This window comes from Rhodococcus sp. Leaf247, assembly GCF_001426185.1.
Classification (GTDB): domain Bacteria; phylum Actinomycetota; class Actinomycetes; order Mycobacteriales; family Mycobacteriaceae; genus Rhodococcoides.
Map to the genome: position 1 here is coordinate 762,297 of NZ_LMRP01000001.1, position 25,372 is coordinate 787,668.

General features: G+C 66.5%; 28 protein-coding genes and 1 tRNA gene. 11 read left to right on the forward strand and 18 right to left on the reverse strand.

Going from position 1 to position 25,372, the window contains the following annotated elements; genetic code table 11:
* Positions 1-31 precede the first annotated feature (31 nt).
* The 3 genes from ASG64_RS03545 to ASG64_RS03555 all read right to left on the reverse strand — a co-directional run bounded on the left by ASG64_RS03545 (position 32) and on the right by ASG64_RS03555 (position 2,058).
* On the reverse strand, positions 32-469 hold the full coding sequence (locus ASG64_RS03545) for an effector binding domain-containing protein (protein WP_235579473.1): 438 nt from the start codon (positions 467-469) through the stop codon (positions 32-34).
* Positions 466-918, reverse strand: a complete 453-nt coding sequence (locus ASG64_RS03550) for an effector binding domain-containing protein (RefSeq protein WP_042574811.1) — start codon at positions 916-918, stop codon at positions 466-468. Before ASG64_RS03550 ends, ASG64_RS03545 begins: the two co-directional genes overlap by 4 nt.
* Positions 919-1,053: 135 nt before the next feature.
* Positions 1,054-2,058 (reverse strand): EamA family transporter, encoded by a 1,005-nt coding sequence (locus tag ASG64_RS03555; protein ID WP_156388246.1) that lies wholly within the window; start codon positions 2,056-2,058, stop codon positions 1,054-1,056.
* 53 nt (positions 2,059-2,111) lie between these two features.
* On the opposite strand from ASG64_RS03555, the gene ASG64_RS03560 reads away from it, so the two are divergent.
* The 5 genes from ASG64_RS03560 to ASG64_RS03580 all read left to right on the forward strand — a co-directional run bounded on the left by ASG64_RS03560 (position 2,112) and on the right by ASG64_RS03580 (position 6,741).
* Positions 2,112-2,654: a CGNR zinc finger domain-containing protein gene (locus ASG64_RS03560; RefSeq protein ID WP_042574763.1), complete on the forward strand. Its 543-nt coding sequence runs from the start codon at positions 2,112-2,114 to the stop codon at positions 2,652-2,654.
* 231 nt (positions 2,655-2,885) lie between these two features.
* Complete coding sequence (locus tag ASG64_RS03565; RefSeq protein ID WP_056070089.1) at positions 2,886-4,145, forward strand: aspartate aminotransferase family protein; 1,260 nt, start codon at positions 2,886-2,888, stop codon at positions 4,143-4,145.
* Positions 4,142-5,176 (forward strand): SDR family oxidoreductase, encoded by a 1,035-nt coding sequence (locus ASG64_RS03570; protein ID WP_056070092.1) that lies wholly within the window; start codon positions 4,142-4,144, stop codon positions 5,174-5,176. Before ASG64_RS03565 ends, ASG64_RS03570 begins: the two co-directional genes overlap by 4 nt.
* 22 nt (positions 5,177-5,198) lie before the next feature.
* The gene (locus ASG64_RS03575) at positions 5,199-5,693 is read left to right on the forward strand and encodes an SRPBCC family protein (RefSeq protein WP_052493254.1); all 495 of its coding nucleotides are present in this window, start codon (positions 5,199-5,201) and stop codon (positions 5,691-5,693) included.
* A gap of 61 nt (positions 5,694-5,754) precedes the next feature.
* A complete protein-coding gene (locus tag ASG64_RS03580; RefSeq protein WP_056070094.1) occupies positions 5,755-6,741 on the forward strand; it encodes a TAXI family TRAP transporter solute-binding subunit in 987 nt (328 codons plus the stop codon).
* On the opposite strand, the gene ASG64_RS03585 is transcribed toward ASG64_RS03580, so the two are convergent.
* The 3 genes from ASG64_RS03585 to ASG64_RS03595 form a co-directional block, all read right to left on the reverse strand.
* The gene (locus ASG64_RS03585; RefSeq protein ID WP_052493252.1) at positions 6,668-8,062 is read right to left on the reverse strand and encodes a sensor histidine kinase; all 1,395 of its coding nucleotides are present in this window, start codon (positions 8,060-8,062) and stop codon (positions 6,668-6,670) included. The two genes, ASG64_RS03580 and ASG64_RS03585, sit on opposite strands and share 74 nt — an antisense overlap.
* Positions 8,059-8,733: a response regulator transcription factor gene (locus ASG64_RS03590; protein ID WP_056070097.1), complete on the reverse strand. Its 675-nt coding sequence runs from the start codon at positions 8,731-8,733 to the stop codon at positions 8,059-8,061. Before ASG64_RS03590 ends, ASG64_RS03585 begins: the two co-directional genes overlap by 4 nt.
* Positions 8,734-8,801: 68 nt before the next feature.
* On the reverse strand, positions 8,802-10,133 hold the full coding sequence (locus tag ASG64_RS03595; RefSeq protein ID WP_042574759.1) for an MFS transporter: 1,332 nt from the start codon (positions 10,131-10,133) through the stop codon (positions 8,802-8,804).
* A gap of 172 nt (positions 10,134-10,305) precedes the next feature.
* On the opposite strand from ASG64_RS03595, the gene ASG64_RS03600 reads away from it, so the two are divergent.
* Positions 10,306-11,052 carry an 8-oxoguanine DNA glycosylase OGG fold protein gene (locus ASG64_RS03600; protein WP_156388247.1) on the forward strand — a complete coding sequence of 249 codons (747 nt, stop codon included), beginning with the start codon at positions 10,306-10,308 and terminating at the stop codon, positions 11,050-11,052.
* Between the two features lie 21 nt (positions 11,053-11,073).
* Here ASG64_RS03600 and ASG64_RS03605 read toward each other — a convergent pair.
* From ASG64_RS03605 to ASG64_RS03625, 5 genes are all read right to left on the reverse strand, one after another.
* Positions 11,074-11,149 (reverse strand) — tRNA-Ala (locus ASG64_RS03605).
* 62 nt (positions 11,150-11,211) lie between these two features.
* Positions 11,212-11,949 carry a divisome protein SepX/GlpR gene (sepX, locus tag ASG64_RS03610; RefSeq protein ID WP_056072614.1) on the reverse strand — a complete coding sequence of 246 codons (738 nt, stop codon included), beginning with the start codon at positions 11,947-11,949 and terminating at the stop codon, positions 11,212-11,214.
* A gap of 223 nt (positions 11,950-12,172) precedes the next feature.
* Positions 12,173-12,823, reverse strand: coding sequence for a GNAT family N-acetyltransferase (locus ASG64_RS03615; protein ID WP_042574758.1), 651 nt, complete (start codon positions 12,821-12,823; stop codon positions 12,173-12,175).
* A 19-nt stretch (positions 12,824-12,842) separates the two neighbouring features.
* Positions 12,843-14,099, reverse strand: a complete 1,257-nt coding sequence (gene glp, locus ASG64_RS03620; protein ID WP_042574757.1) for a molybdotransferase-like divisome protein Glp — start codon at positions 14,097-14,099, stop codon at positions 12,843-12,845.
* A gap of 33 nt (positions 14,100-14,132) precedes the next feature.
* A complete protein-coding gene (locus ASG64_RS03625) occupies positions 14,133-15,089 on the reverse strand; it encodes a UTP--glucose-1-phosphate uridylyltransferase (protein WP_042574756.1) in 957 nt (318 codons plus the stop codon).
* Between the two features lie 59 nt (positions 15,090-15,148).
* Here ASG64_RS03625 and ASG64_RS03630 point away from each other — a divergent pair, with 59 nt between their 5' ends.
* The 4 genes from ASG64_RS03630 (at position 15,149) to mscL (ending at position 17,457) form a co-directional block, all read left to right on the forward strand.
* Complete coding sequence (locus ASG64_RS03630) at positions 15,149-15,754, forward strand: 5-formyltetrahydrofolate cyclo-ligase (protein ID WP_056070101.1); 606 nt, start codon at positions 15,149-15,151, stop codon at positions 15,752-15,754.
* Positions 15,755-15,839: 85 nt separating this feature from the next.
* Positions 15,840-16,178, forward strand: a complete 339-nt coding sequence (locus ASG64_RS03635) for an FmdB family zinc ribbon protein (RefSeq protein WP_042574754.1) — start codon at positions 15,840-15,842, stop codon at positions 16,176-16,178.
* 89 nt (positions 16,179-16,267) lie between these two features.
* Positions 16,268-16,945: an SAF domain-containing protein gene (locus ASG64_RS03640; protein WP_056070104.1), complete on the forward strand. Its 678-nt coding sequence runs from the start codon at positions 16,268-16,270 to the stop codon at positions 16,943-16,945.
* 80 nt (positions 16,946-17,025) lie between these two features.
* Positions 17,026-17,457 carry a large conductance mechanosensitive channel protein MscL gene (mscL, locus tag ASG64_RS03645; protein ID WP_042574752.1) on the forward strand — a complete coding sequence of 144 codons (432 nt, stop codon included), beginning with the start codon at positions 17,026-17,028 and terminating at the stop codon, positions 17,455-17,457.
* Between the two features lie 377 nt (positions 17,458-17,834).
* On the opposite strand, the gene ASG64_RS03650 is transcribed toward mscL, so the two are convergent.
* Together ASG64_RS03650 and ASG64_RS03655 are read right to left on the reverse strand one after the other, a co-directional pair.
* Positions 17,835-18,287: a hypothetical protein gene (locus ASG64_RS03650; RefSeq protein WP_056070107.1), complete on the reverse strand. Its 453-nt coding sequence runs from the start codon at positions 18,285-18,287 to the stop codon at positions 17,835-17,837.
* A 220-nt stretch (positions 18,288-18,507) separates the two neighbouring features.
* Complete coding sequence (locus ASG64_RS03655; protein ID WP_056072617.1) at positions 18,508-19,176, reverse strand: MspA family porin; 669 nt, start codon at positions 19,174-19,176, stop codon at positions 18,508-18,510.
* A 578-nt stretch (positions 19,177-19,754) separates the two neighbouring features.
* On the opposite strand from ASG64_RS03655, the gene ASG64_RS22295 reads away from it, so the two are divergent.
* Positions 19,755-19,925, forward strand: a complete 171-nt coding sequence (locus tag ASG64_RS22295; protein WP_200933415.1) for a hypothetical protein — start codon at positions 19,755-19,757, stop codon at positions 19,923-19,925.
* Positions 19,926-19,944: 19 nt separating this feature from the next.
* Here ASG64_RS22295 and ASG64_RS03660 read toward each other — a convergent pair whose 3' ends face one another.
* From ASG64_RS03660 to ASG64_RS03680, 5 genes are all read right to left on the reverse strand, one after another.
* The gene (locus tag ASG64_RS03660) at positions 19,945-20,478 is read right to left on the reverse strand and encodes a MogA/MoaB family molybdenum cofactor biosynthesis protein (protein ID WP_156148891.1); all 534 of its coding nucleotides are present in this window, start codon (positions 20,476-20,478) and stop codon (positions 19,945-19,947) included.
* Between the two features lie 122 nt (positions 20,479-20,600).
* On the reverse strand, positions 20,601-21,941 hold the full coding sequence (locus tag ASG64_RS03665) for a S1C family serine protease (RefSeq protein ID WP_082518047.1): 1,341 nt from the start codon (positions 21,939-21,941) through the stop codon (positions 20,601-20,603).
* Between the two features lie 41 nt (positions 21,942-21,982).
* Positions 21,983-23,422, reverse strand: a complete 1,440-nt coding sequence (locus ASG64_RS03670; protein WP_156148890.1) for a HAMP domain-containing sensor histidine kinase — start codon at positions 23,420-23,422, stop codon at positions 21,983-21,985.
* A gap of 77 nt (positions 23,423-23,499) precedes the next feature.
* Positions 23,500-24,186, reverse strand: coding sequence for a response regulator transcription factor (locus ASG64_RS03675; protein WP_042574750.1), 687 nt, complete (start codon positions 24,184-24,186; stop codon positions 23,500-23,502).
* A 57-nt stretch (positions 24,187-24,243) separates the two neighbouring features.
* Positions 24,244-25,350, reverse strand: a complete 1,107-nt coding sequence (locus ASG64_RS03680) for a lipase family protein (RefSeq protein WP_082518314.1) — start codon at positions 25,348-25,350, stop codon at positions 24,244-24,246.
* Positions 25,351-25,372: the final 22 nt, after the last annotated feature.

Genomic DNA, 25,372 nt, shown 5'->3' on the forward strand with positions numbered 1-25,372 from the left:
CCACGTTCGAACTCGCCCGCGACGGCAGAGGTCACTGCAGGAGGACGGAGACGAAGATTTCGACGTTGCCGTCGGGCGAGAGACACTCGAATTCGGCGCCACCCGCCCGGACGATCGATCCGTCGGCAAGCGCATCCTCGACCTGGGACCAGGCATCCTCGGCTCGATCCGGGAGCGTCATGGACGGTGCGAAGACCGCGTACGCGCCGGACGGAACGGTCACGAAGACGTCGCCGACGGGCACATCGTCCGTACCGGCGCGAGGGACGCCGACGACCACGTTGGTCACGCCCCTCTGATCGGGGACGTAAACGGTGTAGATGTCCGCACCCTCCGGCTCACGCTCGCGGATGCGTTCGCGCATGAAGACGACCAGGTCACCGGCCGACCCCTCGGGGCCCGCCTCGATGCCGGGCGCGACCAGTCCGCCGAACAGCACGCTCGGACGAGCGATCAACCGGAATGTCATTCGGCACTTCCGGGAGCGGCTACCGGCACGAACATCTCGATCTTGTACGCGTGGGGATAGACCTCGAACTCGCCCGTGTAGGCACGACGGAACGACCCGATCTCTTCGGCATGGGTGATTTCGTTCCACAATGTCGTGAGGACCTGTGGGAAATTGCCCACCGCGGAGAATTTCGCATAGCGACCGGCGGGCACCCTCGCGACGATATGTCCGCGCCGGACGTCACCGTCGGCTACTCGATATCCGACGATCTGCGTGCTGTACGACCCGATGGCGGGAACGAAGTCGGTATAGATCGATCCGAGGGGTTCACCGATGTCCTGATTGAGAATGCCGGACCACGCCCGCTCGAGATTCTTGTCGTACAGCGAGCCCAGCGCCCGTTTCGGACTGCGCACAGGCAGGCCGGCAACCCACGTTTCCGCGAGTTCGACGAATTCGATTGACATGGCGGGCTCCACTAGAACGGATGGCTGTTCGCGTGATGGCACCTGCACCCGACCGGTGAGCGACACTCGCGTCCCCGCCCGAGAGAAGTGTCATCTGTCGAATACCACTACGCAACCACACCATACAGTGCCGACTCAGGGCAGAACGGATACCCCACGAGATCCGTCCATTCCTGTGGGTACCGGTGCCGTCGCCTGCAGCGTCGGCGCCTCGGCACGCCACTGCACGACGGCCGCGCCGACCAGAATCGCTGCACCACCGATCATTTGAACGAACGACACGGTCTCTCCCAACAGGATCCAGGCCGCGGCGACCGCGCACAGCACCTCCACCAGCGCAATCACCGATGCTGTCGACGCGCCCAGTGCGCGGGACGCCATGATTCCCACCGCATAGGCGACAGCGGCGCTGACGAACGCCAGTACCGCCACGGCAGTCCACCACGGAAATGCGCGACCACTGAGTTCCACATCGGCGGTAGACGCCTGCAGCGACACCATTCCCAACATTCCGGCCGCTGCCACCACAATGGCGCCCACAGCCAAACCGGCAGCCGAGAGGACCAGCGGATCGACGGCATCACCCTGACGGGCGGACACGACGAAATAGAACGCGAGGCATACCGCGGCGGACAGACCCCACAGGACGCCCACCGGATCGAACACCGCACCGTCGAACACGTTGAGCACCACCAACGCTCCGCTCAGCGACAGCACCACGCCCACCAGCGTCGTCCAGCGGGGGCGTCGTCGAGTACTGATCCACACCCACCCGATCACGAGCACCGGGCCCAGGTACTCGAGCATCAACGCCACCCCGACCGAAAGGTGTTGTATTGCATTGAAGAAACACACTTGCGCGCCCGCCACGGCTATCACGCCGTACGCGATGACGGTGACGGGCGCCGACCGCAGTCCTGCTACCGCGCTTCTGCGCAACAGTGCGATCACCGGCAGCAGGATCACCGCACCACCGACGATGCGTGCGAGCACGGCCGCTTCCGGTGACCAGCCGGCGTCGGTCAACGCCTTGGCGAAGGGGCCGGACATACCGAACGAGAGCGCCGACACGATGGCGAACGCCACGCCGGAACGGGAAGACAGCATGGAGGCGCCTTTCGCGGACGTCGGTCGTGTCACGACCGAACTGTAGATTGGTCATGACACTAGAGACACGGAAGGTCACGAGTCAAATGCTTTTCACTCATGACACACGCACGGCGCTGGTCTGGTCTGCCGCGCTGATCAACACCTGCGCCAACGGCGAGGAACACCTGTCGGACATCCCCACTCTGACGGCGATGCTGGACGAGCACGAGTGGACCGGGCGACGCGACGGGTCCGAGAGCGAACTCGAGGGCGTGAGAGCCCTGCGGCCCTCGTGGCGTGCACTGTGGGAGTTGTCGGACGCCGACGCCCTGGTGCCCGAGGTCAACCGGATGCTCGCCGAGTCGAACGCGAAGCCCCACCTGACACGGCACGGCGACTGGGGGTGGCATCTGCACGTCAGCGACGACGATGCACCCCTGACCGAACGCATGACGGCCGAGACTGCCGTCGCTCTCGCGGAAGTGGTGCGATCCGACGAGCTGGACCGACTCCGATCCTGCGACTCCCCCGACTGCGACGCGGTGCTGGTCGATCTGTCCCGAAACCGTTCACGACGTTATTGCGACACGGGGAACTGCGGCAACCGGGCCAACGTCGCCGCGTACCGAGCCCGCAAGCGTAGTTAACGAGTATTCGCATGTTGTAGGAATGGTGATCCCACCGGTTCGGACTGGTCCGGCACCCGGAACATCTCCTCACGTGTGAGTATCGGTTCACCGAGTAATAGTGTGCAGCAACGGATTTGCGCCTGACGACATTTTGACGCGACTCAGGTCCGGGGCTACCGTCGGTTCCCGTGACACCCATTCACAGGGTGTCTCGAACTTCGCGCACCCTCGCGGCAGGAGCTGCTCACCATGTCGATCGATACGTCTCTGGACACCAGGGTTCTGCCCCATGAGGTCCTGGCCCACACGCGGGAGCACCTCTCCGAGTCTCGTGCACGGGTGGCCTCCATGCTGGGCAGCATCGTCGAGGACAGATCCGCGGGATCGAGGGTGTGGTCGAGCGACGACGTCGAGTACCTCAACTGCGGTGGTTACGGAACGCTGCTGCTGGGGGCACGCCATCCACGAGTCGTCGACGCCGTCATCGCGCAGCTCGGCCGCCACCCTGTCTCGACGCGCACGCTCCTCGAACCGCGCGTAGCCGAGGCCGCCGCCTCACTAGCTGCTCGGCTTCCGGAATCCCTGACGAAGGTGTACTTCGGCGCGTCCGGCACGGAAGCGACGGAGGCCGCCATCAAGATGGCCTGCAGCGCCGGGCACCACAGGATGATCGGCGCCGGCGGCGGGTACCACGGCAAGACTCTCGGCGCCTTGGCGCTCACCGCGAACAGCGCATACCAGAACCCCTTTCGCCGGCTCTTCACTGCCGCGACCCGCGTACCGTACGGCGACATCGATGCACTGTCCGACGCGATGGGTGACGACGCCTCCGATGCATGCGTGGTCCTCGAACCCATCCAGGGAGAGGGCGGAGTCGTCATTCCTCCGCCGCAGTATCTGGCCGCAGCATCCGCCCTGTGCCGGGAGCGCGGCGCGCTGCTGGTGATGGACGAGATCATGACCGGTCTCGGACGTACCGGCGTGTGGTGGGAGAGCGAGCGCGACGGCGTGGCGGCCGACATCGTCCTGGTGGGAAAGAGCCTCGGCGGTGGTGTGATTCCGGTATCGGCGGCTGTGGCGACACCGCGAGCCTTCCGGGCGTTCGACATCGACTTCGGCATCCACACCTCGACCTTCTCGGGAGCGCCGCTGGGGATGGCCGCCGCGTGCGCGGCACTCGACGTGATCGACGACGAGAATCTCGTCGATCGCTCCGCACGACTCGGAACCCGCATCCTCAGCGAACTACGTTCTCTCACAGCCGGTCTCGATACGGTGAGTGTCCGCGGCCGCGGCCTGCTGATCGGCCTCGACTTCGGGGACGCCGGCGCTGCCGGCAGGTTCCTGCTGGCACTGCTCGATCGCCGCGTCGTCGCCAATCATTCGCTCAATGCCAGTCCCGTGGTGCGCCTCACCCCGCCGGCGACCATGACGGATTCGGACGTCGACTGGATGCTCACCGCCGTAGCCGGCGCTCTGCGTGACACCTACTCGGAAGGACTTCTGTGACCGTTCTGTTGACCGGCGCCTCGGGCGTCGTCGGACTCCCCACCCTGGCAGCCCTGCGCTCGCGACACGACGTCGTCGTCTTCGAGGGGCGTCGTCCGGTCGAGCACTCGGGTCGCTCCGTGCGCGGTGATCTGCGAGCGCCCCGTCTGGGACTCGACGACGCCGAGTGGACGGCACTGGCCGACACCGTCGACGTCGTCGTGCACTGCGCGGGCGTCGTCGACTTCGGAGCGGACGACGCCGCGACACGAGCGGTGAATGTCGACGGTGTTCGACACGTCGTCGAGTTGGCGACGGCGGCGTCGGCACGCCTGGTGCACGTCAGCACGGCCTTCGTCGAGCAGCCCGTGGTTGCCGACGTGACGGGCGGTATGGCCACGATGCACCCCGGTGCCTACATCGCGAGCAAGAAGGACGGCGAGGCCCTGGTACGCGCGAGCGCCACCGACTGGACGATCGTCCGGCCGTCCATCGTCTGCGGAGACTCCACCACCGGCGAGATCTCGCAGCTGCAGGGGCTGCACACGCTGATCCGCGCCTTCCTCAAAGGCACACTGCCCGTGGTGTTGTGCGAGGACGCGCTGCAGTACGACTTCGTGCCCTGCGACGTGGTCGCCGACACCATCACCGCCGTGGTCGATCACCCTCTGCTGTTCGAGCGTGAGCACGTGTGGGCGACCAGCGGGCGTGCTGCACTGGACATCGATCAGCTCATCGCGATCCTCGTCGACGAGGCCACGCGCCTGGGCATCTCGGTCGACGCCCCGCGTCGACTGCACCCCGAGGTCTTCCAGCGGCTGTGGAAGCCGGCGTTCTTCGAGATGCTCGACGTCCCCGCACAGACCAAGTTCGCCAATCTGCTGGCGTCCGTGGCGAACCTGTTCAACACGACGCCGTTCCCCAGCTCACTCGGATCCGGACCGCTGCCCGCGGCGCAGACCGCCGAGACCATCGAACGATCGGCTCGGCTGACCGCGCGGCACCTCGTATCCCTCTCCCCCGCTGCCTATCCCATGCTTCAGCCCGCCTGACATCCCCGACTCCAGGAGCATCATGTCCCCCAGCATCATCAGCGTCGTCGCCACGATTTCGGACGTCTCGGCAGATGACGTCTTCGCGCGCATCAGCGACTTCGCCTCCTTCGGCGACCACGTCACGATGGTCGACTACATCACCGTGACCGACGCCCCGCCGGTCGACGCCGCCACGTACACGCGGTCGTCGTCGTGGTCGACGCATTTCCGCGGCGGACTGCTGCAGTGGATCGAACGCGACACGGTCGACATCACAGCCCGAACCGTCACCTTCGAGCAGTCCAGCGGCGACCTCGGATCCTTCGACGGCCGATGGTCGGTGCGGGAGACCGCCGACGGAACGGTGGAGATGGCGTTCGACGCAGCCGTCGACATCGGCATCCCCTCCATGGCGGACATGCTCAATCCCGTTGCTGCGCAGGAGCTGGCGACCGGAGTCCGCCAGATCGTCGACGGTGTCTTCGGCAGCAAGGTGGTGTCCGTCGACACCGGAGCCGCTGTCGCGGGACGCTGAAAGGCCTCGGCCCGACCCGTGAGTCTCTAGACTGATCCTCCGACGACGAGGAGACTCCACGATGTTCGGCCGACGACTGTTCCTCCGAGGAAGCGGCGTGGTTGCCGCGTCGGTGGTCGCCGGATGTTCTACCTCACCCTGGTCCGGGGACTCCTGGTGGAAAGATGCGTCGGGGACGCTGCGTATCGCCACGGGCAACGTCGGGGCGGTCTTCGACGAGTACGGCACAGCACTTCGGGTAACGGCAGAACGCGTCATGCCGAACATCGACGCAGACGTCCTGGTGACCGGCGGTTCGGTGGGAAACGTGGTCGAGTTGATCGCCGGGAACGCGGATGTCGGTTTCTGTCTCGGCGATACAGCGATCCAAGCGGTGGACGGAAGCGGACCGTTCGCGAGTCCGGTTCCGTTGACAGCACTGGCGCGCCTGTACGACAGTTTCCTGCAGGTTCTGGTGCGCCGGGATTCACCTGTCGAATCGCTGTCACAACTGGCCGGACGCAAGATCAGTGCCGGGCAGCGAGACTCGGGCACGCTGCTGGTGACCGAGAGGTGCGTGACTGCAGCAGGGTTGAACACCGACGACATCGAATTCGTACCACTCTCTCTTGCCGACGCCGCTGTCGCTCTGGAACGCGGCGAGATCGACGTCCTCGCCTTCGTCAGCGGGTTCCCGATCCAGACGCTGGTGGATCTGGGACGGCGAGTCCCTCTCCGGGGAATCGACATCGGCGATCTGGTGGAACCACTCGTCGCGTCGTGGGGTCCGCAGTACGTGACAGGGCCGCTTCCGGGCGATCCCTACGGACTTACCGCGTCGGTTCGGACCGTCAGCGTGAAGACGTACATGGTAGCCATGCCGAGCCTCGCGGAGGACACGTCATATGGTTTCACGTCGGTCGTCTTCGACCACCAGGACGACATTGCCCGACAGGTGCGCGACGTGCGCCAACCCACCGTTGCGGCGGGCATGTTCACGCAACCGGTCCCTTTGCATCCGGGAGCGTTGCGGTGGTTCCGGGATCGTGACGCGCGAGAAGTGAGATGACAGTGCGTAATCCGGGTTCGGCCATCTCAATCGTCACGTCACCACCCGCATCACGCATTCGCAGTCCGAGGATCGCCAATCCGAGTCCGGTGCCGTCGATGTCCGCGTGACGATCGAGCCGGTGGAATCGCCGACCCAGTTGCGACGCTTCCTCCGGCGTCACTCCGTCACCGTGATCGCGGACGACAAGCTCCCACCCGGCGTCGCGACGATGCAAGGACACCTCGACAGCGCGCCCCTCGGCGTACTTGACGGCATTGTCGAGCAGGATGTCGAGAACCGTCGGGATCAGATCCTCCTCCAACAGAGCGGATGTCGGTCCCGGCGGGACCGTCACCGTCAACAGGTCACCGAACAGCGGGCCCCACAACCCGACGCGCTCGCGCACCTGGCCGGCGACGTCCACGTCGATCACTCGCCTGTCGAATGCCCCGCCTCGGCTCACTTCGATGACCGCGTCCAACGACCGCGCCATCCGCTCCGTCTCGGCGAGAACGGGTTCCACCGAGGGGTCGTCCTCGGCAAGGCTCTCGAGCCGTAGCCTCAGTGCGGTCAGCGGGTTGGCCAGTTGATGGGAGACGTCGGCGATCAGGTCGCGTTGCTGATTGCGTGAGTGTTCGACGTTCGAGGCCATCTCGTCGAATGATTCCGCGAGGCGGCGAAGTTCCGGCGGGCCCACATGCTTTCCCGACGACGGAGCGCGACCCTTGGCGAGTTCGTCGACACGTTCGGTCAGATCGTCCACCGGTCGAACTACCCACCCCACCAGAGGAACTCCGACGAGCCACGCCACCAGAGCGAGAACGAGAAGTCCGACGGATACCGCCGCCGCGATCCAGAGCGTCACGTTCTGCCGCGCGCCGGATGTGTCTTCCAGCATCACGACCGCACCGAGTATCTGGGCATCGCGTCCGATGGGAGTCGCCACGATCATCGGCCCGTCGCGCCACGGCCACAGTGCGGACGGCGCCGAGGTCGGTGTGCCGCTCAGAGCTTGTCGCGTCGCCTCGGTAAGCTCCGGCACACCGTCGGGCAACTCCGACCCCGCGGGGGCGAGTACGGCTCTGTCGATTCCTATCAACCACGTTCGGGTACTGGTAGTCACCTCGCCGTATCGCTCGAGATCCGGGCCGAGGACCCCGACGTCACCGTCCGCACCTGAACTCCCGGCGAGGGTCGCGAACCGTGTCGCCGACGCGAGCCGGCGTTCATGGATGGTGACGGCACGTTCCTCGGCATGCGCGGTGACCAGGGGCGCAATCAGCGCTGCGAGCACCGCGGCAGTGAGCGTGATCGCGAGAGCCAGCAGCCGCTTCCTCATGGGTCCGTCGGATCGGCGACGCTCAGTCGGTAGCCGACTCCGCGCACCGAATCAATGGTCGCTATTCCGCGTAACTTGTTCCGCAGTGACGCGACGTGAACATCGAGGGTGCGCGATGCCCCGACCCACGTGGTATCCCACACCTCCTCCATCAGCGCGGCGCGGCTGAGCGGATGATCGGGTGTCCGCGCCAGCGCCACCAGGAGCTCGCATTCCTTGGTGGTCAACGACCGCACCGAACCGTCGGCCGCGGTGACGCTCCGCGTGGACTCGTCGACGACGAACCCGAGATCCACCGTCGGAGCAGCCGAGTCGCGTCCGACGGTGCGGCGCACCACGGCATCGAGACGAGCCAGGAGTATCGCCAAGCTGTACGGCTTGGTGACATAGTCGTCCACCCCCGCATGGAGGGCGCCGATCACCGAACCTTCGTTCCGTCGCGCAGTGAGGGCCACGATCGGAACAGAGGAATGAGCTCTGATCTGTCGGCACACCCAGAGCCCGTCGTGGTCGGGCAGGCCCATGTCGAGAAGCACCAGGTCTGCTTTGTCGACGAGGTCGAGAGCCGCTGCGCCGGTAGGAGCGTGACGCACAGACCACCCCCGGCGACGTAACGCCTGGGTCAGTGCGTCCGCGACTCCCTGGTCGTCCTCGACGACGAGAATCTGCATCGACGACTCCCGTCCAGTCGAACCGTGACCAGCCTCGCCCGAGCCTAACCCATCCGGCCCGGTCCAAATCAGGAGACGGACACCGCGTCCGGGTTCGCCCGCTTCGCCTGTTCACCGTCGAGATACGTGGGTGCACGGTTCTTCAGGACGAAGATGTAGACGATCAGCGATACACCGATGGCTACCGTGACGTAGATGCCGAACGCGTCCAGCGCGTCGCGCTCCTTCGCCGCCGTGTAAATGACCGGCGCCGTCCCTCCGAACATCGAATTAGCAAGGGCGTAACCGAGTCCTAGACCGAGAGCTCGAATATGCGCCGGGAACAGTTCGGCCTTCACGATGGCATTGATCGAGGTGTAGCCCGTGAGGATGACATACGTACCGGCCAACAGCAGGAAGGACAGCATCGGTGTGTCGACGCGGGGCAGCAGGTTGAGGAACGTCCACGTCCACAGCACACCCGCGACGCCGAACCCGACGAGCAGCGGCTTGCGTCCGATCTTGTCGCTGAGCAGTCCTCCGAGAGGCTGGATCAGCATCAGGAAAACCAGGGCTGCCAGGTTGATCCACGTCGCGGTCATACCCTGGTCGGCGTACGCGCTCTTGACGATCAGCGGACCGTTGACGCTGTACGTGTAGAACGCCACCGTGCCGCCGAGAGTGACGAGGAAGCAGATCAGCAACTGCTTCGGGTAGGCCGTGAACAGTTCGGCCATGGATCCGCTGCGCTTGCCCGCAGTGTCGTCCTTGTTCAGCGACTCGTCCATCGAGCGACGTAGGAAGAGGACGACGACGGCACTGACGGCGCCGATGAAGAATGCGATGCGCCAACCGAAGTCGGCAATCTGCTCATCGGTCAGGAACGTCTGCTGGACCAACAACGTGACCTGAGCGAGCACGTGACCGCCGACGAGGGTGACGTACTGGAACGACGAGAAGAATCCTCGAAGTCCCGGGGTGGCCGCCTCGGACATGTACGTCGCGGACGTGCCGTACTCACCGCCGGTGGCGAAGCCCTGCAGCAGTCGGCAAAGGACAAGGACGACGACCGCCGCGGACCCGATGGTCTCCACGGTCGGCGTGAGCGCGATCAGCAGAGACGCGCCGGCCATCAAGGAAATGCTGAAGACGAGTGCGGGGCGACGACCGTGGCGGTCGGCGTACCGCCCGAAGAACCAGGAGCCGATCGGTCGCATCACGAAGGTCACCGCGAAGATCGCCATGGTGTAGATGCCGGCGTTGGGCTCGCCCTCGGCGAAGAAGCTGGACTGGAGATAAGACGCGAAAACGGTGTAGACGTAGACGTCGTACCACTCGACGAGATTGCCGAGCGATCCTCGGACGGTGTTGTACACCGCTCGTTTCGTCGAGGGGGGCCCGACAGGGGCATGTGTGGCCATGAGGAGTGGTCGCCTTTCGGTCCGGTGCGAACTCGGACCCGGGAGGTACGGATCCACGCGTCGAACAGTAGGTGTGACCCGGACCATATGACGTGGATCGCACAGCAGTCTTTACATAGGCTTTGCATACCGCCGTTGCCGCGTGTCGGTGGGTCCTGCCACCATCGCCGACATGACGACGCCTGCGCTCCCGGAAGCGTGCCTCGAGTGGTGCGCGGACCGCTCGTACGAGTACGACGTGATGGGTGACCTCGTGGAGGTCGATCTCGACTGGTGGAACAGCAGGCTCGACGAGGCGCGTATCCCCGTACGGCTCCACGGCCGAGCGGTGAACGGAGATCCGGTCGACACCGGCGCCGGTTTCCTGCGACGGGGCGACCTGCACTCGGTGGGTCGCGGATGCGATCTGTCCACCGTCTACCACTGCGCTGCATGGCTTGTCGGGCACCGTCACCGCGAACGTGCACGGCGGTTCCCCGATGCGCGCGATCTGTCGGAACCTGTCCACGCGATGCGGCTCGATCGTGTGCGTCGCGCCCTGGGTGAGTGCCGCCGCGCGCCTGCCCTCATTGATCTGGGCCCGCAACGGGAGTGGTCGGGGTGGCCGGCTGCCACAGGATTCGGTCCCGTCCCGCTGTCGCTGTTCGCCTGGGCAGTCGGGTCGGAGGGCACGCTGGAGCGCCCCCAGATCGTGGACCAGCAGGCCCTGTCCGAACTGGTGCACCTCGGGTGGGTCGAGAACCCGTCGGTCTCCGGAATCACCGTGCGGCGGTACATGCGGTACTGCGACGTTCTCTACGGCTGGGCCGACCTGGCGCGCGTCCGACCGGAGTTGATCGAGATGTGGCTGGTGTATGCCTGGCGTCGGCGCAGAGCGTCGCCCTCACCGTTCATGCAGGAATTTCGCGATGCGCTGTGACCGTGCGCTGCGGGCAGAACGTGGTGGAGCTGAGGGGAATCGAACCCCTGACCTTCTCGATGCGAACGAGACGCGCTACCAACTGCGCCACAGCCCCTGACCTGGCGAACCAGGATCGTCTCGAACTCTAGCAGCCCCGCGAGACTGCCAGAAATCCGGTCACTCTCCGGCAGCCCGACGCATTCTGACGGCCAGGTGGGAGTCGCCGACATGCTCGTCGTAGTGCTCGAGATGGTCGAACGCCGGGTCCTCGTCGTCCACCTCGAGCACGACGGCGCCGGGACGGCGTAGCCGCTCGGGGGTGAGCTTGAGCTCGGGGTCGGTGTTGGACTCGACACCCAGGCGCGAGCGCTGGAGCCGCTGCATACGCCGGCGGCGGATGTCTTCCTCGATGCGCACCTGACGGCGGAGGTAGAACAGGTACGAGGACAGGCCGACGAGTGTGACGGTGAAGACCCACCAGAAGATCGGCGACGCAAGGAAACCCAGTGCGGCCGACATCGCGATGACGAACACCGAGCCGAGCACCGCGCGCTGGCGGAAGCCGTAGCGGGCCGCGCGGGCGATGGCGTCGGCTTCGGGATCGAATCCGCCGCGACCACGACGCTGCGGCACGTAGTCCTCGGCGAAGTACTCGTCCTCGTCGTGATCCGCGGCGTGCTGGGTGTCCATCGGATCCTCCGAGTCGGGTGTACTGGGGCGCCAGTCGGGATCGCTGCGGTGGCCTGCGGCGGGGCCGGGATCGACGCGCAGACGTGCGCCACCTCGGTGCAGAACACGCGTAGCCAGGGCAACATCGGTGGTTCGCCTGATGCGCGGACGCGATTTGACGACCATCGGCACCAGCACGAACAGCCAGATGGCGACGAGGCCGATCCAGATCACCGAATTGGGCACTGCCACCACCTCCTGCCGCGTGAATCACATACATGTGAGCTTGCACGTCAGCGTAGTGGTGAGCGTTGCATGCCGGTTGCCGACGCGCCGAACACGAGTGCACTCATGTCACACCAGTCACACTGCGGAGCCTCGATTCGGGCTCCCGCGGGTGTTGCGTGTTCCCGCGGGCACTGCAGTGGTGGCGCGAACAGGAAAGTCCCGCGGGAACACCCGGGGGAGGTCAGCGCGCCCAGGCCGCCCGACCACTACGCACCAGCACATCGGCCGCAGTTCCGGGGGTCTCGCCGACCGTCATCGCGACGAGGATGTGGTCGCGCCAGGCACCGTCGACGTCGAGGTAACGCTGCAACAGCCCCTCCTGCCGGAACCCGACGTTGCGGAGAACCGCTTGGCTCGCAGCGTTTTCCGGCCGGACGGTGGCCTCGATGCGGTGCAGTCCGGCGGCGCCGAAGCAGTGGTCGACGCCGAGCGCGAGGGCCGCGGTGGCGACACCCTGACCACCGACGTCCTTGGCCACCCAGTACCCGATCCACGCGGACCGCAGGGCTCCACGGACGATGTTGCCGACGGTCAGCTGCCCGCAGAATTCGCCGTTGAGCTCGATGGCGAAGGGGAGCATCGTCCCCCGCCGCGCTTCCGCTTTCAGGCTCGAGAACAAGGGTGGCCACGACGACATCGCGTGCCTCATGTCCCAGGGCGCCTCGCCGGTGGGCTCCCACGGTTCCAGATGTGCGCGATTCGCGATGCGTGTGCGCGACCAGACGGACGCGTCGCGCAGGCGGACGGGTCGGACCGTCACATCACCCGCGGGGACCACGAGTGGACCCAGTTTCGCCGGCCATCCTGGATGGCTGGACCACGATCGCGGCATACTTCGAGACTGTAGCGAATCAGCCGCGCTGCGCGAGAAACGCGACGTCGACTTCTTCGCCGGTGCGCACCTCGGTCACCGCGGGGTCGACCATGACGAGGCAGTTCGCCTCGGCGAGCGTGGCCAGCAGATGCGACGAGCTGCCGGGGGCACCGCCGAGCGCCTGCACCAGGTACTCCCCCGTGCCCTCGTCGCGCATGAGCTGTCCGCGCAAGTAGGCGCGTCGACCGGCGATGGACGTGATCGGGCCGACGGTGCGCGCGGTGACGATCCGGCGCATCGGCTGGCGACGCCCCAGAGCGATGCGCACGAGTGGACGCACCATCACTTCGAACACCACGAGCGCGCTGACGGGGTTGGACGGAAGGAGGAATGTGGGGACCTCGTCACGTCCGAGCTGCCCGAACCCCTGCACCGAGCCCGGGTGCATCGCGACGCGGCCCACCTCGATGTCGCCGAAGTCCTCGAGCGCCTCGCGGATCTCCTCGGAGGCACTGCCGCCGACGGCACCGGCGATGACGACGATCTCGGACCGGATGAGCTGACCTTCGACCACCTCACGCAGCCGCTTCGCGTCGCCACTGACGATGCCGATGCGGTTGACGTCGGCGCCGGCATCGCGCGCAGCGGCGGCAAGGGCGTAGCTGTTGACGTCGTAGACCTGGCCTTGACCGGGCGTGCGCTCGATGTCCACGAGTTCGCCGCCGATAGAGATCACCGACAGACGCGGACGGGGGTGGACCAGCACCTTGTCGCGACCCACGGCGGCCAGCAGACCGACCTGAGCAGCACCGATGATGGTTCCCGAGCGCACCGCGACGTCGCCGGGCTGCACGTCGTCGCCGATGCGTCGCACGTACTCGCCGGACCGGACGGGAGCGAGAACCTCGATGCGTCCACGAGCGAGCTTCGCGCGATCCATCGGGAGGACCGCGTCGGCAAGCGTGGGAAGGGGGGCACCGGTGGCAACGCGCACCGCCTGGCGAGGCTGCAACCGGATGGGCTGACGCGATCCCGCGCCGACCTCACCCACCACGGGCAGCGAGATGTCGACGGCCGCACCGTTCTCGTCGGTCGCGGAGCCCGCAGCAGCGATGTCGACGCTGCGCACCGCGTAACCGTCGATCGCTGCCTGGTCGAAGCCCGGCAGGGGACGCTCGGTCACCACTTCCTCGGCGCACAGGAGTCCCTGCGCCTCGGAGATGGCGACTCGCACCGGCCGGGGGGCAACCGCTGCAGCCGTCACTCTCGACTGCTGCTCCTCAACCGAGCGCATCCGCACCTTCCGTCGTGTTCTTCTGGCCGGGCCTCACTCGTACGTCGTGAGCTCCGGAGCCCAACTGTCGCTCAAGCGCTCCTGGAGCCACTCGCGCAATGCCGGACCGTAGTCGTCTCGTTCCAACGCGAAGTCAACCGCAGCGCGGAGGTATCCCCCGGGATTTCCGAGGTCGTGTCTCACACCACGATGCACCACGACGTGGACCGGGTGGCCCTCGGCGATCAGCAGAGCGATGGCGTCGGTCAGCTGGAGCTCGCCGCCGGCGCCGGGCTCGATGCGTCGCAACGCGTCGAAGATGGCGCGGTCGAGGAGGTACCGGCCCGCGGCCGCGTAGTTCGACGGGGCGTCCTCCTTCGCGGGCTTCTCCACCATGCCGTTGACCTTGAGCACGTTGGGGTTGACCGCGTCGGGAACGATCTCGGTGTCGAAGACGCCATACGACGACACCTGGTCCTCGGGAACCTCGATGGCGCACAACACACTTCCGCCCCGCTTGGCGCGCACGCGGGACATCACGTCGAGCACACCGCGGGGCATCACCAGATCGTCGGGAAGAAGAACGGCGATCGCGTCCTCGTCGTCGTCCAACACTTCCTCGGCGCATGCCACGGCATGTCCGAGGCCCAGAGGTTCGTGCTGGATCACCGACTGGACGTCGAGAAGCTTGGGGGCTACCCGGACCTTGGCGAGCAGTTTGAGCTTGCCGCTCGCCTCGAGCTTGTTCTCCAGGACCAGGTCCTCGACGAAGTGTGCGACCACTCCGTCCTTACCGGGCGAGGTGACGATGACGAGGCGCTCGGCTCCGCAGTCGGCGGCTTCACCGGCAACCAACTCGATACCGGGTGTATCGACTACGGGCAGTAGCTCTTTGGGCACGGTCTTCGTGGCGGGGAGAAAACGGGTACCCATGCCTGCAGCGGGGACCACGGCCGTGCGGAAGGACGGTTTCTTGCTCCCGGCCGTGGACTCACTGTTCGCTGAGCTCATGCACACACCCTATCCATGTAAACCGCGAACTTCCTTCGCGAGACCCTAAGGTTTAACCCGTGATCGCGGACGACAAACTCGAGTGGAGGACGCGCATCCTTGCTGCCCGCAGGCGTCGCGACCACCGTTCTCGGCACCGTGCGTCAGAGGCACTCTCTCACGCCGTCGCACTTTTGGCGTCCGATGTCCTCGGTCGTGGCGGTGACACCCTGGCCGCCTATGTACCGGTCGGTAGCGAGCCGGGGAGCGTGTCGATGCTCGACGCAGCACTCGCGGCCGGCGTGCGGGTCCTGCTCCCTGTTGCCCGCGAGCCGGGAGCGATGTCGTGGGCGGAGTACACCGGACCCGACTCGCTGGTGCCCGCAGCGCACGGACTCCGCGAACCGGCGGGCACGGTGCTCGCGCCCGACACGGTGACCGAGGCCTCCGTGTTGCTCGTTCCCGCCCTGGCCGTCGACCGTGCCGGGGGCCGGTTGGGTCGCGGCGCGGGGTTCTACGACCGCACGTTGCACGCGGTGCGGTCCGACGCCCTGCTGGTGGGAGTCGTGTACGACGACGAGCTGGTCGACGTTCTCCCCACCGAGGAGCACGACATCCGCATGACCCACGTCCTCACGCCCGACGGAGGGTTGTCGACGCTGGTAGGCCGACCGCCCGCGGAATAGCTCCACCTGCGGCGGCGTTCTCCGATTGCCGATGCTGGCACTGTCGACTGTAGAGTGCCAAGAAGGACCGACAGCGGGAGAAAACGTGCCTACCTACTCATATGCATGCACCGAGTGCGACAACCGGTTCGACATCGTCCAGTCGTTCACGGACGATTCGCTGACCGTGTGCCCCGCGTGCTCGGGCAAGCTGCGCAAGCTCTTCAACACCGTCGGGATCGTGTTCAAGGGCAGCGGCTTCTACCGCAACGACAGTCGCGGCACCTCCTCGACCAGCGAATCTGCATCGTCCGACTCGAGCAGCAGCTCGGACAGCAAGAGCTCGACCGAGAAGAAGTCGGACTCGAGCAAGCCGTCCGAGAAGTCCTCCGGCTCGTCGGAGAAGAAGTCCACGAGCACGTCCGCGTCCGCCGGCGCAAGCTGAGAACACCCCCTGTGGAGAGCCGCCCGGTTCTCCACAGGGTCACCGGCCGTCCAGCCATCTCGGGGCCTGACCCTCTCTAGCGTCGGTGCATGCCCACCCCGAAGCCCGCTGCGGCCCATCCGCTCGGCGCGCGTCTTCTCGACCGCATCCCGTCTCTCCCTCCAGGACTTCGCTCGACCACCGCGCGGCGCGTCCTCGCGGCCGCCCTGGTGCTGCTGGCGGTCGTCGCGGCATATCGCTCCGACCCTTCGCGTAGCCGCGTCCCGGTCGTCGTGTCGGCCATCGACCTGGTGCCGGGCTCCTACGTGACGGCCGCGGACCTCTCGACGACCCTCGTCGACGAATCCGTCGTCGCGCAGGGCTCACTCACCTCCGTCGACGACGCCGTGGGACGCACGGTCGCGGGACCCGTCCGGCCCGGCGAGGTCTTGACCGACGTGCGCCTCCTCGGACCGCGGCTCGCGTCGGCCACACTGCGTGCCGACGACGCGCGGGTGGTGCCCATCAGGCTCGCCGACCCCGAACTCGCCGATCTACTGCGGGCAGGCGACGTGGTCGATGTCGTGCGGGCCGCCGACGGCGACTCGGCGGACGACGGCGGCGGTACCGGGATCATCGCCGAAGCCGCCACCGTCGTTGTGGTGTCCGCGGCCGGAACCGGAGTGGCCCGGAAGGAGCAGCTTGTCCTTCTGGCGCTGCGTGCGGATGCTGCCGCCACAGTGGCAGCCGCATCGTTGTCCGACGCACTCACCGTTCTGCTGCGCTGACTTTCGAGAACTCGGCAAACACTTCGGTCGGTTACGCTCACCCCAGAAATTCGCGCACGATCGGACGAGGGGTACATCGCATGCTGAAGGGTTTCAAGGATTTCCTGCTTCGAGGAAACGTTGTCGATCTGGCCGTGGCGGTGGTCATCGGCGCCGCATTCACCGCGATCGTCACCGCATTCACCACCAACATCGTCAACCCGCTGATCGCGTCCATCGGGGCCAGTAACGAACTGGGATGGGGCTTTTCCATCCGCGCCGGCAACGCGGCGACGTTCGTCAACATCGGCGGTGTCATCACGGCCATCATCAACTTCATTATCATCGCGGCCGTCGTCTACTTCGTGCTGATCCTCCCGGTGAACACCGCGAAGGCACGATTCGCCACCAAGAAGGAGAAGGCGCTCAGCGATCAGGACATCCTGATCCAGATCCGAGACCTGCTGGCGGAAGGCAAGTCCGAGGGCGTCAAGACCACGACCGACGGAGTCACCGGCAACACCACGACGTAACGCCGTATCGACGACGAGGGCTCGTCCGCACCCGAGGGTGTGGACGAGCCCTTTTTGTCATTCCGGCGGTGTTCGAGCGCGGGCCGGTCCGTTGTCGCTCCGAGCGCGGGTTCCCGCAACGGTTCCAGCAACCTGCAATGGCTACAACCGTTGCAAGTTGCCGAAGTCGTTGCGGGAACGTCGCCGGGCCGTTGCCTGCTCCCGTTGCAGCAAGGTGCTCCGGCTACAACCGGCGCAGGTTGCGTAAACCGGAGCAAGAAGTGCCGAGCACGGGTTCCCACAACGGTTCCGGCAACCTACACCGGTTGCACCGGTGTAGGTTGCCGAAGTCGTTGTAGGTAGCGGAACGGTGACGATCAGAACCGCGCCGCTCCCCGTCAGTTGCCGAACTTCAGCAGCGGGAACTCGTCGAGCGTGATCGCGGTACCGGCCGACGAGCATGCATCGGCGACAGCCTTCGAGTTGTCGACGAAGGCCTGACCCGACGTGCTGTCGGGCTCGGTCAGCTCCAGCGAGTCGGCCGGGAGGCCGGAGATCAGTGTGGAGAGGGAGGTTTCGACACCGTCGGTCGCGGTATCGGCCAGCGGCTGGAACTTCTGCATCTCGGCAGTCTTGGCGGCGGTCCATGCCTCGATGTCGGAGTCGGCCGGACCGGCCTTCACGAGCGCGGTGAACTGGTCGTAGGCAGTCTCGAAATCGGTGCATGCGGTGGCATTCTCGGGTGAGGCGTCCGACGAACCGGAATCGCCGCTGCTGCACGCCGAGAGCCCCACCAGAGCCGTGACGGCGACGGCTGCGGTGATCAGACGGGTTGCGGTACCGGAATTCATACCGCCTATTCAACAGGATCCCCGTTTCGCGGAAGCGACTGGGGCGGTGCGCATTCGGTCCGTCGTGACAGTCCACGAGCCATTGCGGACGCCATAGTTGCCGTTCACGAACACGACGAAGCCCCACCCGGAGAACCGGATGGGGCTTCGTACGTGTGTTCAGTTCTGCCGAGGTAGCGAACTACCTGTCAACAGGCAACCGATACTGGCTTAGCCAGGATCAGTTGAAGCGCCACGGCTTGCCGTAGGTGATTGCGGTGTCGCCATTGCTGGAGACGACCTTCACGTACGGGCGAACCGAGACGTTGCCGGCGATGTTGGTCGCCGTGCCGTGCACGTTCGAGATCTGGATCTCGGTGCGCTCGCCCGAAGCCGAGCCGGTGCCGACCTCGACGTCCTCGATGCCGGGGCCCGGCTCGAGGGTGACGGTCGTGGCGAGCTGCGGGAGAAGATCGTTGGTCGAGAGCGTCGCACCCGTGCCAGCGCCTGCCGCGTCGATGCCGACCTCGGCCGAGACGTTCGGCGTGGTGTAGCTGAACTCGAGCGAGCCGCCGAGGGACATCGGGTAGCCGAACTGGTAGCCGAGAGTGATGTCGCCCTCGAAGTCAGCAGCGTCGGGTCCGGTGACCTCGACGATTGCGCGACCGTTGTGGAACCACTCGCGAGTCAGCGGGTTTCCGTCGAGCGGGTACACGCTGTTGATGAAGGTGTCGGCCTGCGAAACCGTGATGGTGTTGCCACCACCGTCGACGACGGAGTTCGAGTCGTCGACTGCTGCAGATGCCGAGCCGCCACCGACGACCAGGCCGACAACTGCGGCGCTGGCGACCACTGCGGTACGCATGGACTTGAGCCCCCGGCTGCGCCGCGGCTTCTGAATTACGGTCATGTACTTCCTCATCATGTTCGTCCCGGGGCGTGTTCGCCTCAGGTGCGCTGTCGGGCTCTGGATTCCTCCCGAACGGTTCACGTCGAGCGAACCGTATCAGGCGGCGACGGCAAGCTGGTGGCTTACGTGTCGGGCAGTGCAGGACCACAATTTGGTTGCTGTCTCGTATCGATTCAGCACCCACTGTCGAACCTGAGCGAAACCTTAGAGGGAGTTCGCAACCCTGACAATCCCTACGCACACGGCGTTACGTCTCGGATCCGCCGGCCACGTTTCCTTCATGTGAACCTGCGTCACAAGCGTTTTGAGAAAGCGACTCGCCGGTACCAGGAAGGAGCTCGAGCGCTCGAAACTGTGCTAACACGCTGCGGGAATAGCCGTGACGTGCGAGTTGTTGGGCGCACCCCTGCGTCGAACGGACATCCCGGTCGGTCGTCGAGTCACACCAGTAACATCTACCCTGCGGTAACCGCATGGGTGGCACAGTCGGTTTGTACGAATATCCGGTTAACAGACATGCAACACGAGATGCGGGATGTGAACGTTCACGTGATGTGGATCACACCAAACTATTCGTAATGAGGAGGCCTCTGACTCCTCAACCACTCCTCCGAGCGGCCGGACGAATCACCGCCATGTGGTTCGGAGCCGACGGCATCGTCGCTCGTCGACTCCGGAAGTACCTCGCCGAACACACGCGCGAGCCGGGCCCGTCGTTCACGGGCCCGGCTCGCGGGGTCGTCGAGTGAGGACGAATCCTCCGGTGGCTCAGCCGTCAAGGCTGGACAGCTCACCGATCACGTGTGCGGCCAACGGCGTCAGTGTGGCCATACCGTCACGCACAGCGGCGCGGCTGCCCGCGAGGTTGACGACGAGCGTGCTGCCGGACACGCCGGCCAGCCCTCGGGACAGTCCCGCATCCAGTGAGCCGGCGGCCAGGCCGGACGAGCGCAAGGCCTCACTGATACCCAGCAGCTCACGATCGAGCACCTCGGCGGTGGCATCGGGTGTCACATCGCGAGGCGAGGTACCGGTGCCGCCGACGGACACCACCAGGTCCACACCGCCGATGACCGCAGTGTTGAGCGCGTTGCGGACGTCGATCTCGTCGTTGCTGACGACGACGACACCGTCGACGAGGAAGCCGGCCTCGAGGAGCAGTTCACTTACCAGGGGTCCGGTCGAGTCGGCGTCTCCGTGGGCGGTGCGATCGTCGACGATCACGACGAGCGCCCGTCCGGCTACCGCGGCATCCATAGTCATGTCGCTCACCGTAATGCCCGCCTCCAGACGCGTCTCCATCTGCCCGACACTCGCCATCGCCGCGAAGCCCTCGACGGCATCGGAGTTCATCCGACTCGGCTCGATGTGGCCGACGATCGGCGTCAGATGGCCACCGTCACGGACGATCCGGGGTCGCTTCATCAGTTGCCTCCACTGGGGGCCGTGCCGAGGGTGACCTGCACGGTCTGCTCGTTGCCGCCCTGGGTGTACTTGACCGACACCTGGTCGCCGGGAGCGTGCGAGCGTACGGCTGCGATCAGCGCGTCGCCACTGGCGATGACGCGTCCGTCGACCTCGGTGACCACGGCGCCGGTGGGGATACCGGCCTGCGCTGCCGGTCCGCCCTCGGTGACGGCCATGACCGTCGCACCGTTCGCGTCGTCCCTGCTGGGAACACTGATGCCGATGATGGCCTGGGTGGCCTTGCCCGTCTGCACCAACTCGTCGGCGATGCGGCGAGCCTGGTCGACGGGGATGGCGAATCCGAGGCCGATGGAACCGCTCTGCGATTCGGACGAACTCGCGCCGGCACCCAGCGTGGCGATCGCGCTGTTGACGCCGACGAGCTTGCCGCTCATGTCGACGAGTGCGCCACCGGAGTTGCCCGGGTTGATCGCCGCGTCGGTCTGGATCGCGTCGATCACGGTCGTCTGGTCGGTCGACTCACCACTGGTCGCGACGGGGCGGTTGAGCGAGGAGATGATGCCGGAGGTGACGGTGCCCGCCAGTCCCAGCGGGGATCCGACGGCGACGACGCCCTGCCCGACCTGCAGACCGTCCGACGTTCCCAGCTCGATCGGCGTCAGTCCGCTGCGACCCGTCGCCTTGATGACGGCGATGTCCGACGACGCGTCGGCGCCCACGACCGTCGCGCCCGATGTCGAACCGTCGTTGAAGGACACGGTGAGCTGCGCACCGGCGCCGGCACCCGACACCACGTGGTTGTTGGTCAGGATCAGTCCGTCGGAGGAGAGGATGACGCCCGAGCCCTCACCCTCGGCCGTGCGGCCGGCGACCTGGATCTGCACGACGCTCGGAAGCACCTTCTGTGCCACGGCCTGAACGGACCCGTCCGGCGCGTTGGCAGCCGGGTTCGCCTGCGTCACAGGCTGATTGAGGGCGTTGGTGACACCGCCACCGTTCGAATCGGTCGCGATGGCTCCCACCGCGCCGCCGATGCCGCCGCTCACCAGGGCGAGTGCGATCGCTCCCGCCACGAAGGCCGCGCGACCGGGCTTGCGCGTCGCGGTCGCCGTGGACGTCGCGCCGTAGTACTGCGGCTGCTGTCCGGGCTGCTGGTACGGGTTCTGCTGGTAAGGCTGGGTGTACGGGTTCTGCTGCTGATTCGGGTTCTGCTGGCCACCCTGGTACCGACCGTCCCACCCGGAGTACTGCGGCTGATGCGGGGGTGTCTGCTGCTGAGCCGTGGGATCTTCCCGGCCGTCGCGGCCGGTGTCTCCAGTAGTGCGGTCCTCACTCATGCGTTCTGCTCCATCTCCGAGTCCGGCACTCGCCGGTCACCTCACGTCGTCCGACTCGACGATGCCCCTTCGGACTGAGAAGGCGCTGAGACCGTCATGTCAGCCTCCTGTGCGTTACCGGCTTCCCCGGGAAGAACTATGCGAATCAGCGTTCCGCCGGCCGCCGAATCCTCGACGGCGATGGTTCCGCCGTGCTTGAGCACCACCTGGCGCACGATGGCCAGCCCCAATCCGGAGCCGGGCATGGACCGCGACGCCGTGGATCGGTAGAAGCGCTCGAAGACCAGTTCCCGCTCGTCCGGCGCGATTCCGGGTCCGGCATCGGCCACCGTGAGCTCGAGCAGTCCGTCGGGCCGCGCGACCATGGCCACGTGCACGGTGGCCCCGGACGGGCTCCACTTGGCCGCGTTGTCCATGACGTTCAGCACGGCACGCGAAAGACCGGCCTGGTCGCCGTACAGGATCCACGGGGTGGTCACGGCGACGAAGTCGATCTCGTTGCGGCGTCGGCGAACCCGTTCGAGGCTGCGCTCGACGACGTCGGACATGTCGACACGGTCGAACACGTTCTCCGGAGCGTCCTCGCGTGCGAGGTCGACCAGGTCTCCCACCAGGGTCGACAGTTCTTCGATCTGGGCGACGACGTCCACACGCAGGTCGGCCATGTCCTGCTCCGGGATGCGCGGTGCGCCGGGCTGTCCCGACGCGATGAGCAACTCCATGTTCGTACGCAGCGAGGTCAGGGGCGTCCGCAGTTCGTGTCCGGCGTCCGCGACGAGGCGCGACTGGCGCGCCCTCGACTCGGCGAGCGCTCGCAGCATCGTGTTGAAACTGTCGGTCAGTCGGGCGAGTTCGTCGTTGCCCGTCACCGGGATCGGGGTCAGGTCGTCCGTACGTGCCACGCGTTCGGCAGCGGCAGTCAGCCGACCGATGGGCCGAAGACCCGTCCGCCCCACAGCGGTCCCGGCGACTGCGGCCAGCACCACGCCGCATCCGCCGACGACGAAGAGCACCCAGGCGAGGCGGTCGAGCACCTGCCCCGTCGGTGCCAGTCGCTGTGCGATGACCAAGGTGCTGCCGTCCTGGGTGCGCTCGGCGAGCACGCGCGCACCGGATGTGGTGCGCAGCGACGAGTCCTCTTGCCCGATCGCCACAGTCATCTCCGGGTCGCCGATCGGCACCGTCGAACCGGGCGGCACGTACTTGGTCAGGTCCGGAAAGATGAGAGCGACACTGACGTCCGTGCTGTAGAGCGTCGCCCCGGCGACGTAGCGGGGATCGAACGCGACGAGGTTCGTCTGGATCAGCGCGGACGCGCGCGTCCGAAGTTGGTTGTCGACGTCGCCGTACAGCGCGCGGGACACCACGGCGTAGGCAGCGATGGCCATGACCGCCACCGCGATGGCCACCACCGACGCAGCCAACAACGTCACCCGCCACCGGAGCGACACCGACCGCGTCAGCGGCATGGGCGGACGCATCTGCCCTCTCACGTCGAGCGGCTCCGCCTGCGTACCGACACCGTTGCGGGCAGTCGAGCGCCCGAACGGAGCAAGATTCACGGTGCCGTTTCCCTCAGCACGTACCCGACGCCCCGGACGGTGTGGATGAGCCTGATCTCGCCGTCCGCCTCGGTCTTGCGACGCAGGTAGCCGACGTAGACCTCGAGGGCGTTGCCGGACGTCGGGAAGTCGTACCCCCAGACCTCCTCCAGGATGCGGCTGCGGCTGAGCACACGACGCGGATTGGCCAGAAGCATCTCGAGCAGCGAGAACTCCGTCCGCGTGAGGCTGATGGGCCGCTCGCCTCGGTGAACCTCGCGGGTGACCGGATCCAGGGACAGATCGGCGAACGACATCACCTCGCTGTCCGGGCCCAGTTCACCCCCGGTGCGGCGCAGCAACGCGCGCAGACGGGCGAGCAGTTCCTCCAACGCGAACGGCTTGGGCAGGTAGTCGTCGGCCCCGGCATCGAGACCGGCGACGCGCTCGGACACCGAATCGCGAGCCGTCAGCACCAGGATGGGCAGATCGTCGCCCGTGCTCCGCAGCCGCCGGCACACCTCGAGCCCGTCCAGACGCGGCATCATGACGTCCAGTACCAACGCGTCCGGCCGCTCGGCGGCCACTTTCTCGAGTGCATCGAGGCCGTCTGTGGCCAGGTCGACGGTGTATCCGTTGAAGGTGAGGGACCGGCGCAGGGATTCACGGACGGCACGATCGTCGTCGGTCACCAGAACTCGCATGGACCCAGTGTCACCCCGGTGACTGAGACGGTGCTGAGAGGGCACGGGATCAGGCCGTCAGCGGCGACCGAACAATCCGTCGACGAAGGCGACGGCGTCCGGCTGCGAGTCACGGAAGGTCTGGCTGTGGTCCCCCGGGTAGGTCTTGAAGGTCAGCGGCTCACCGTTCGCGGTCATCGCCGCGGCGAGCGACAGTGCCGACGGAGCGGGCACGTCGATGTCGCGCAGACCTTGTCCGATGAACACCGGCCGGTCGTAACCCGACGTCGGCACCCCCATGTAGTCGTTGAGCACGCCGTAGAGATTCGGGATCTGCGCCAACGGCCGCGAGAACATCTCCCCCAGCTTCAGCCCTGCCACCGCGTCGTGGAACGGCATGGCGCACATGGTCTCCGCCGTATCCACCCACTGCTTGCCGAGCGGGGTGAGGTACGAGTCGACATCGATCTCCGGGTGCGCGCTGCGCAGTCCCGCGAGGATGTAGAAGACGTAGGAGGTGAGGCCGTCGGGAATCGCGACGGGCGGGACACCCGGGCCCAGCGGAAGAAGCGCCAGTTCGATGTTGGCGGGGACGCCGGTCCCCACGGCGCCGAGGTAGTCGAGCGACTCTCCCCCGTACTCGGTGGCGTATCGCGCGGTGGTCACGGCAGCGCCACCTCCCTGCGACTGACCGATGGCCACCCACCGGTTCGACAGGGACGGGTACAGCGCCCGCGCTGCGGTCACACTGTCGACGACGCTGTGAGCCTGCACCTTGCCGTCGAGGTATGCCATGACGCCGGGTGTGCCCAGACCGACGTAGTCCGTGGCGACGATCGCGTACCCCTTCTGCAGCCACGTGGAGAGGTAGGGGAAGTCCCGTTCCGGGAGAGTGGGTCCTACGACGGACGGCGCGCAATCGTCTCCGAGACCGGATGTGCCGTGCGCCCACGCGATGACCGGCCACCCACCCGCCGGCGCCTGGCCGGGCGGGAGGTAGACACCGCCGGTGCTCAGCGCTGCCTCGTCGCGCGGCCCCACGGACCAGTAGGTGATGCGTGCTGCGTCGACGCTGCCGGGAATCGGCGCCGGTGATGCGGACGAGCTCACCAGCGTTCCAGGAGTCGTGCCGTCCGCGTGCGCGACACCGACGAGCGAGAATGCGAGGGACATCGAGGCGGTCATGGTCACGAGCGCACGCACGAGG

Bases quoted from the DNA above. Each gene is read 5' to 3' on its own strand.
- ASG64_RS03545 (WP_235579473.1), bottom strand. From the start codon at position 469: ATGACATTCCGGTTGATCGCTCGTCCGAGCGTGCTGTTCGGCGGACTG.
- ASG64_RS03550 (WP_042574811.1), bottom strand. From the start codon at position 918: ATGTCAATCGAATTCGTCGAACTCGCGGAAACGTGGGTTGCCGGCCTG.
- ASG64_RS03560 (WP_042574763.1), top strand. From the start codon at position 2,112: ATGCTTTTCACTCATGACACACGCACGGCGCTGGTCTGGTCTGCCGCG.
- ASG64_RS03565 (WP_056070089.1), top strand. From the start codon at position 2,886: ATGTCGATCGATACGTCTCTGGACACCAGGGTTCTGCCCCATGAGGTC.
- ASG64_RS03575 (WP_052493254.1), top strand. From the start codon at position 5,199: ATGTCCCCCAGCATCATCAGCGTCGTCGCCACGATTTCGGACGTCTCG.
- ASG64_RS03580 (WP_056070094.1), top strand. From the start codon at position 5,755: ATGTTCGGCCGACGACTGTTCCTCCGAGGAAGCGGCGTGGTTGCCGCG.
- ASG64_RS03585 (WP_052493252.1), bottom strand. From the start codon at position 8,062: ATGAGGAAGCGGCTGCTGGCTCTCGCGATCACGCTCACTGCCGCGGTG.
- ASG64_RS03590 (WP_056070097.1), bottom strand. From the start codon at position 8,733: ATGCAGATTCTCGTCGTCGAGGACGACCAGGGAGTCGCGGACGCACTG.
- ASG64_RS03595 (WP_042574759.1), bottom strand. From the start codon at position 10,133: ATGGCCACACATGCCCCTGTCGGGCCCCCCTCGACGAAACGAGCGGTG.
- ASG64_RS03600 (WP_156388247.1), top strand. From the start codon at position 10,306: ATGACGACGCCTGCGCTCCCGGAAGCGTGCCTCGAGTGGTGCGCGGAC.
- ASG64_RS03615 (WP_042574758.1), bottom strand. From the start codon at position 12,823: ATGCCGCGATCGTGGTCCAGCCATCCAGGATGGCCGGCGAAACTGGGT.
- glp (WP_042574757.1), bottom strand. From the start codon at position 14,099: ATGCGCTCGGTTGAGGAGCAGCAGTCGAGAGTGACGGCTGCAGCGGTT.
- ASG64_RS03625 (WP_042574756.1), bottom strand. From the start codon at position 15,089: ATGAGCTCAGCGAACAGTGAGTCCACGGCCGGGAGCAAGAAACCGTCC.
- ASG64_RS03640 (WP_056070104.1), top strand. From the start codon at position 16,268: ATGCCCACCCCGAAGCCCGCTGCGGCCCATCCGCTCGGCGCGCGTCTT.
- mscL (WP_042574752.1), top strand. From the start codon at position 17,026: ATGCTGAAGGGTTTCAAGGATTTCCTGCTTCGAGGAAACGTTGTCGAT.
- ASG64_RS03650 (WP_056070107.1), bottom strand. From the start codon at position 18,287: ATGAATTCCGGTACCGCAACCCGTCTGATCACCGCAGCCGTCGCCGTC.
- ASG64_RS03655 (WP_056072617.1), bottom strand. From the start codon at position 19,176: ATGACCGTAATTCAGAAGCCGCGGCGCAGCCGGGGGCTCAAGTCCATG.
- ASG64_RS22295 (WP_200933415.1), top strand. From the start codon at position 19,755: ATGAGGAGGCCTCTGACTCCTCAACCACTCCTCCGAGCGGCCGGACGA.
- ASG64_RS03660 (WP_156148891.1), bottom strand. From the start codon at position 20,478: ATGGAGACGCGTCTGGAGGCGGGCATTACGGTGAGCGACATGACTATG.
- ASG64_RS03665 (WP_082518047.1), bottom strand. From the start codon at position 21,941: ATGAGTGAGGACCGCACTACTGGAGACACCGGCCGCGACGGCCGGGAA.
- ASG64_RS03670 (WP_156148890.1), bottom strand. From the start codon at position 23,422: ATGCGTCCGCCCATGCCGCTGACGCGGTCGGTGTCGCTCCGGTGGCGG.
- ASG64_RS03675 (WP_042574750.1), bottom strand. From the start codon at position 24,186: ATGCGAGTTCTGGTGACCGACGACGATCGTGCCGTCCGTGAATCCCTG.
- ASG64_RS03680 (WP_082518314.1), bottom strand. From the start codon at position 25,350: ATGACCGCCTCGATGTCCCTCGCATTCTCGCTCGTCGGTGTCGCGCAC.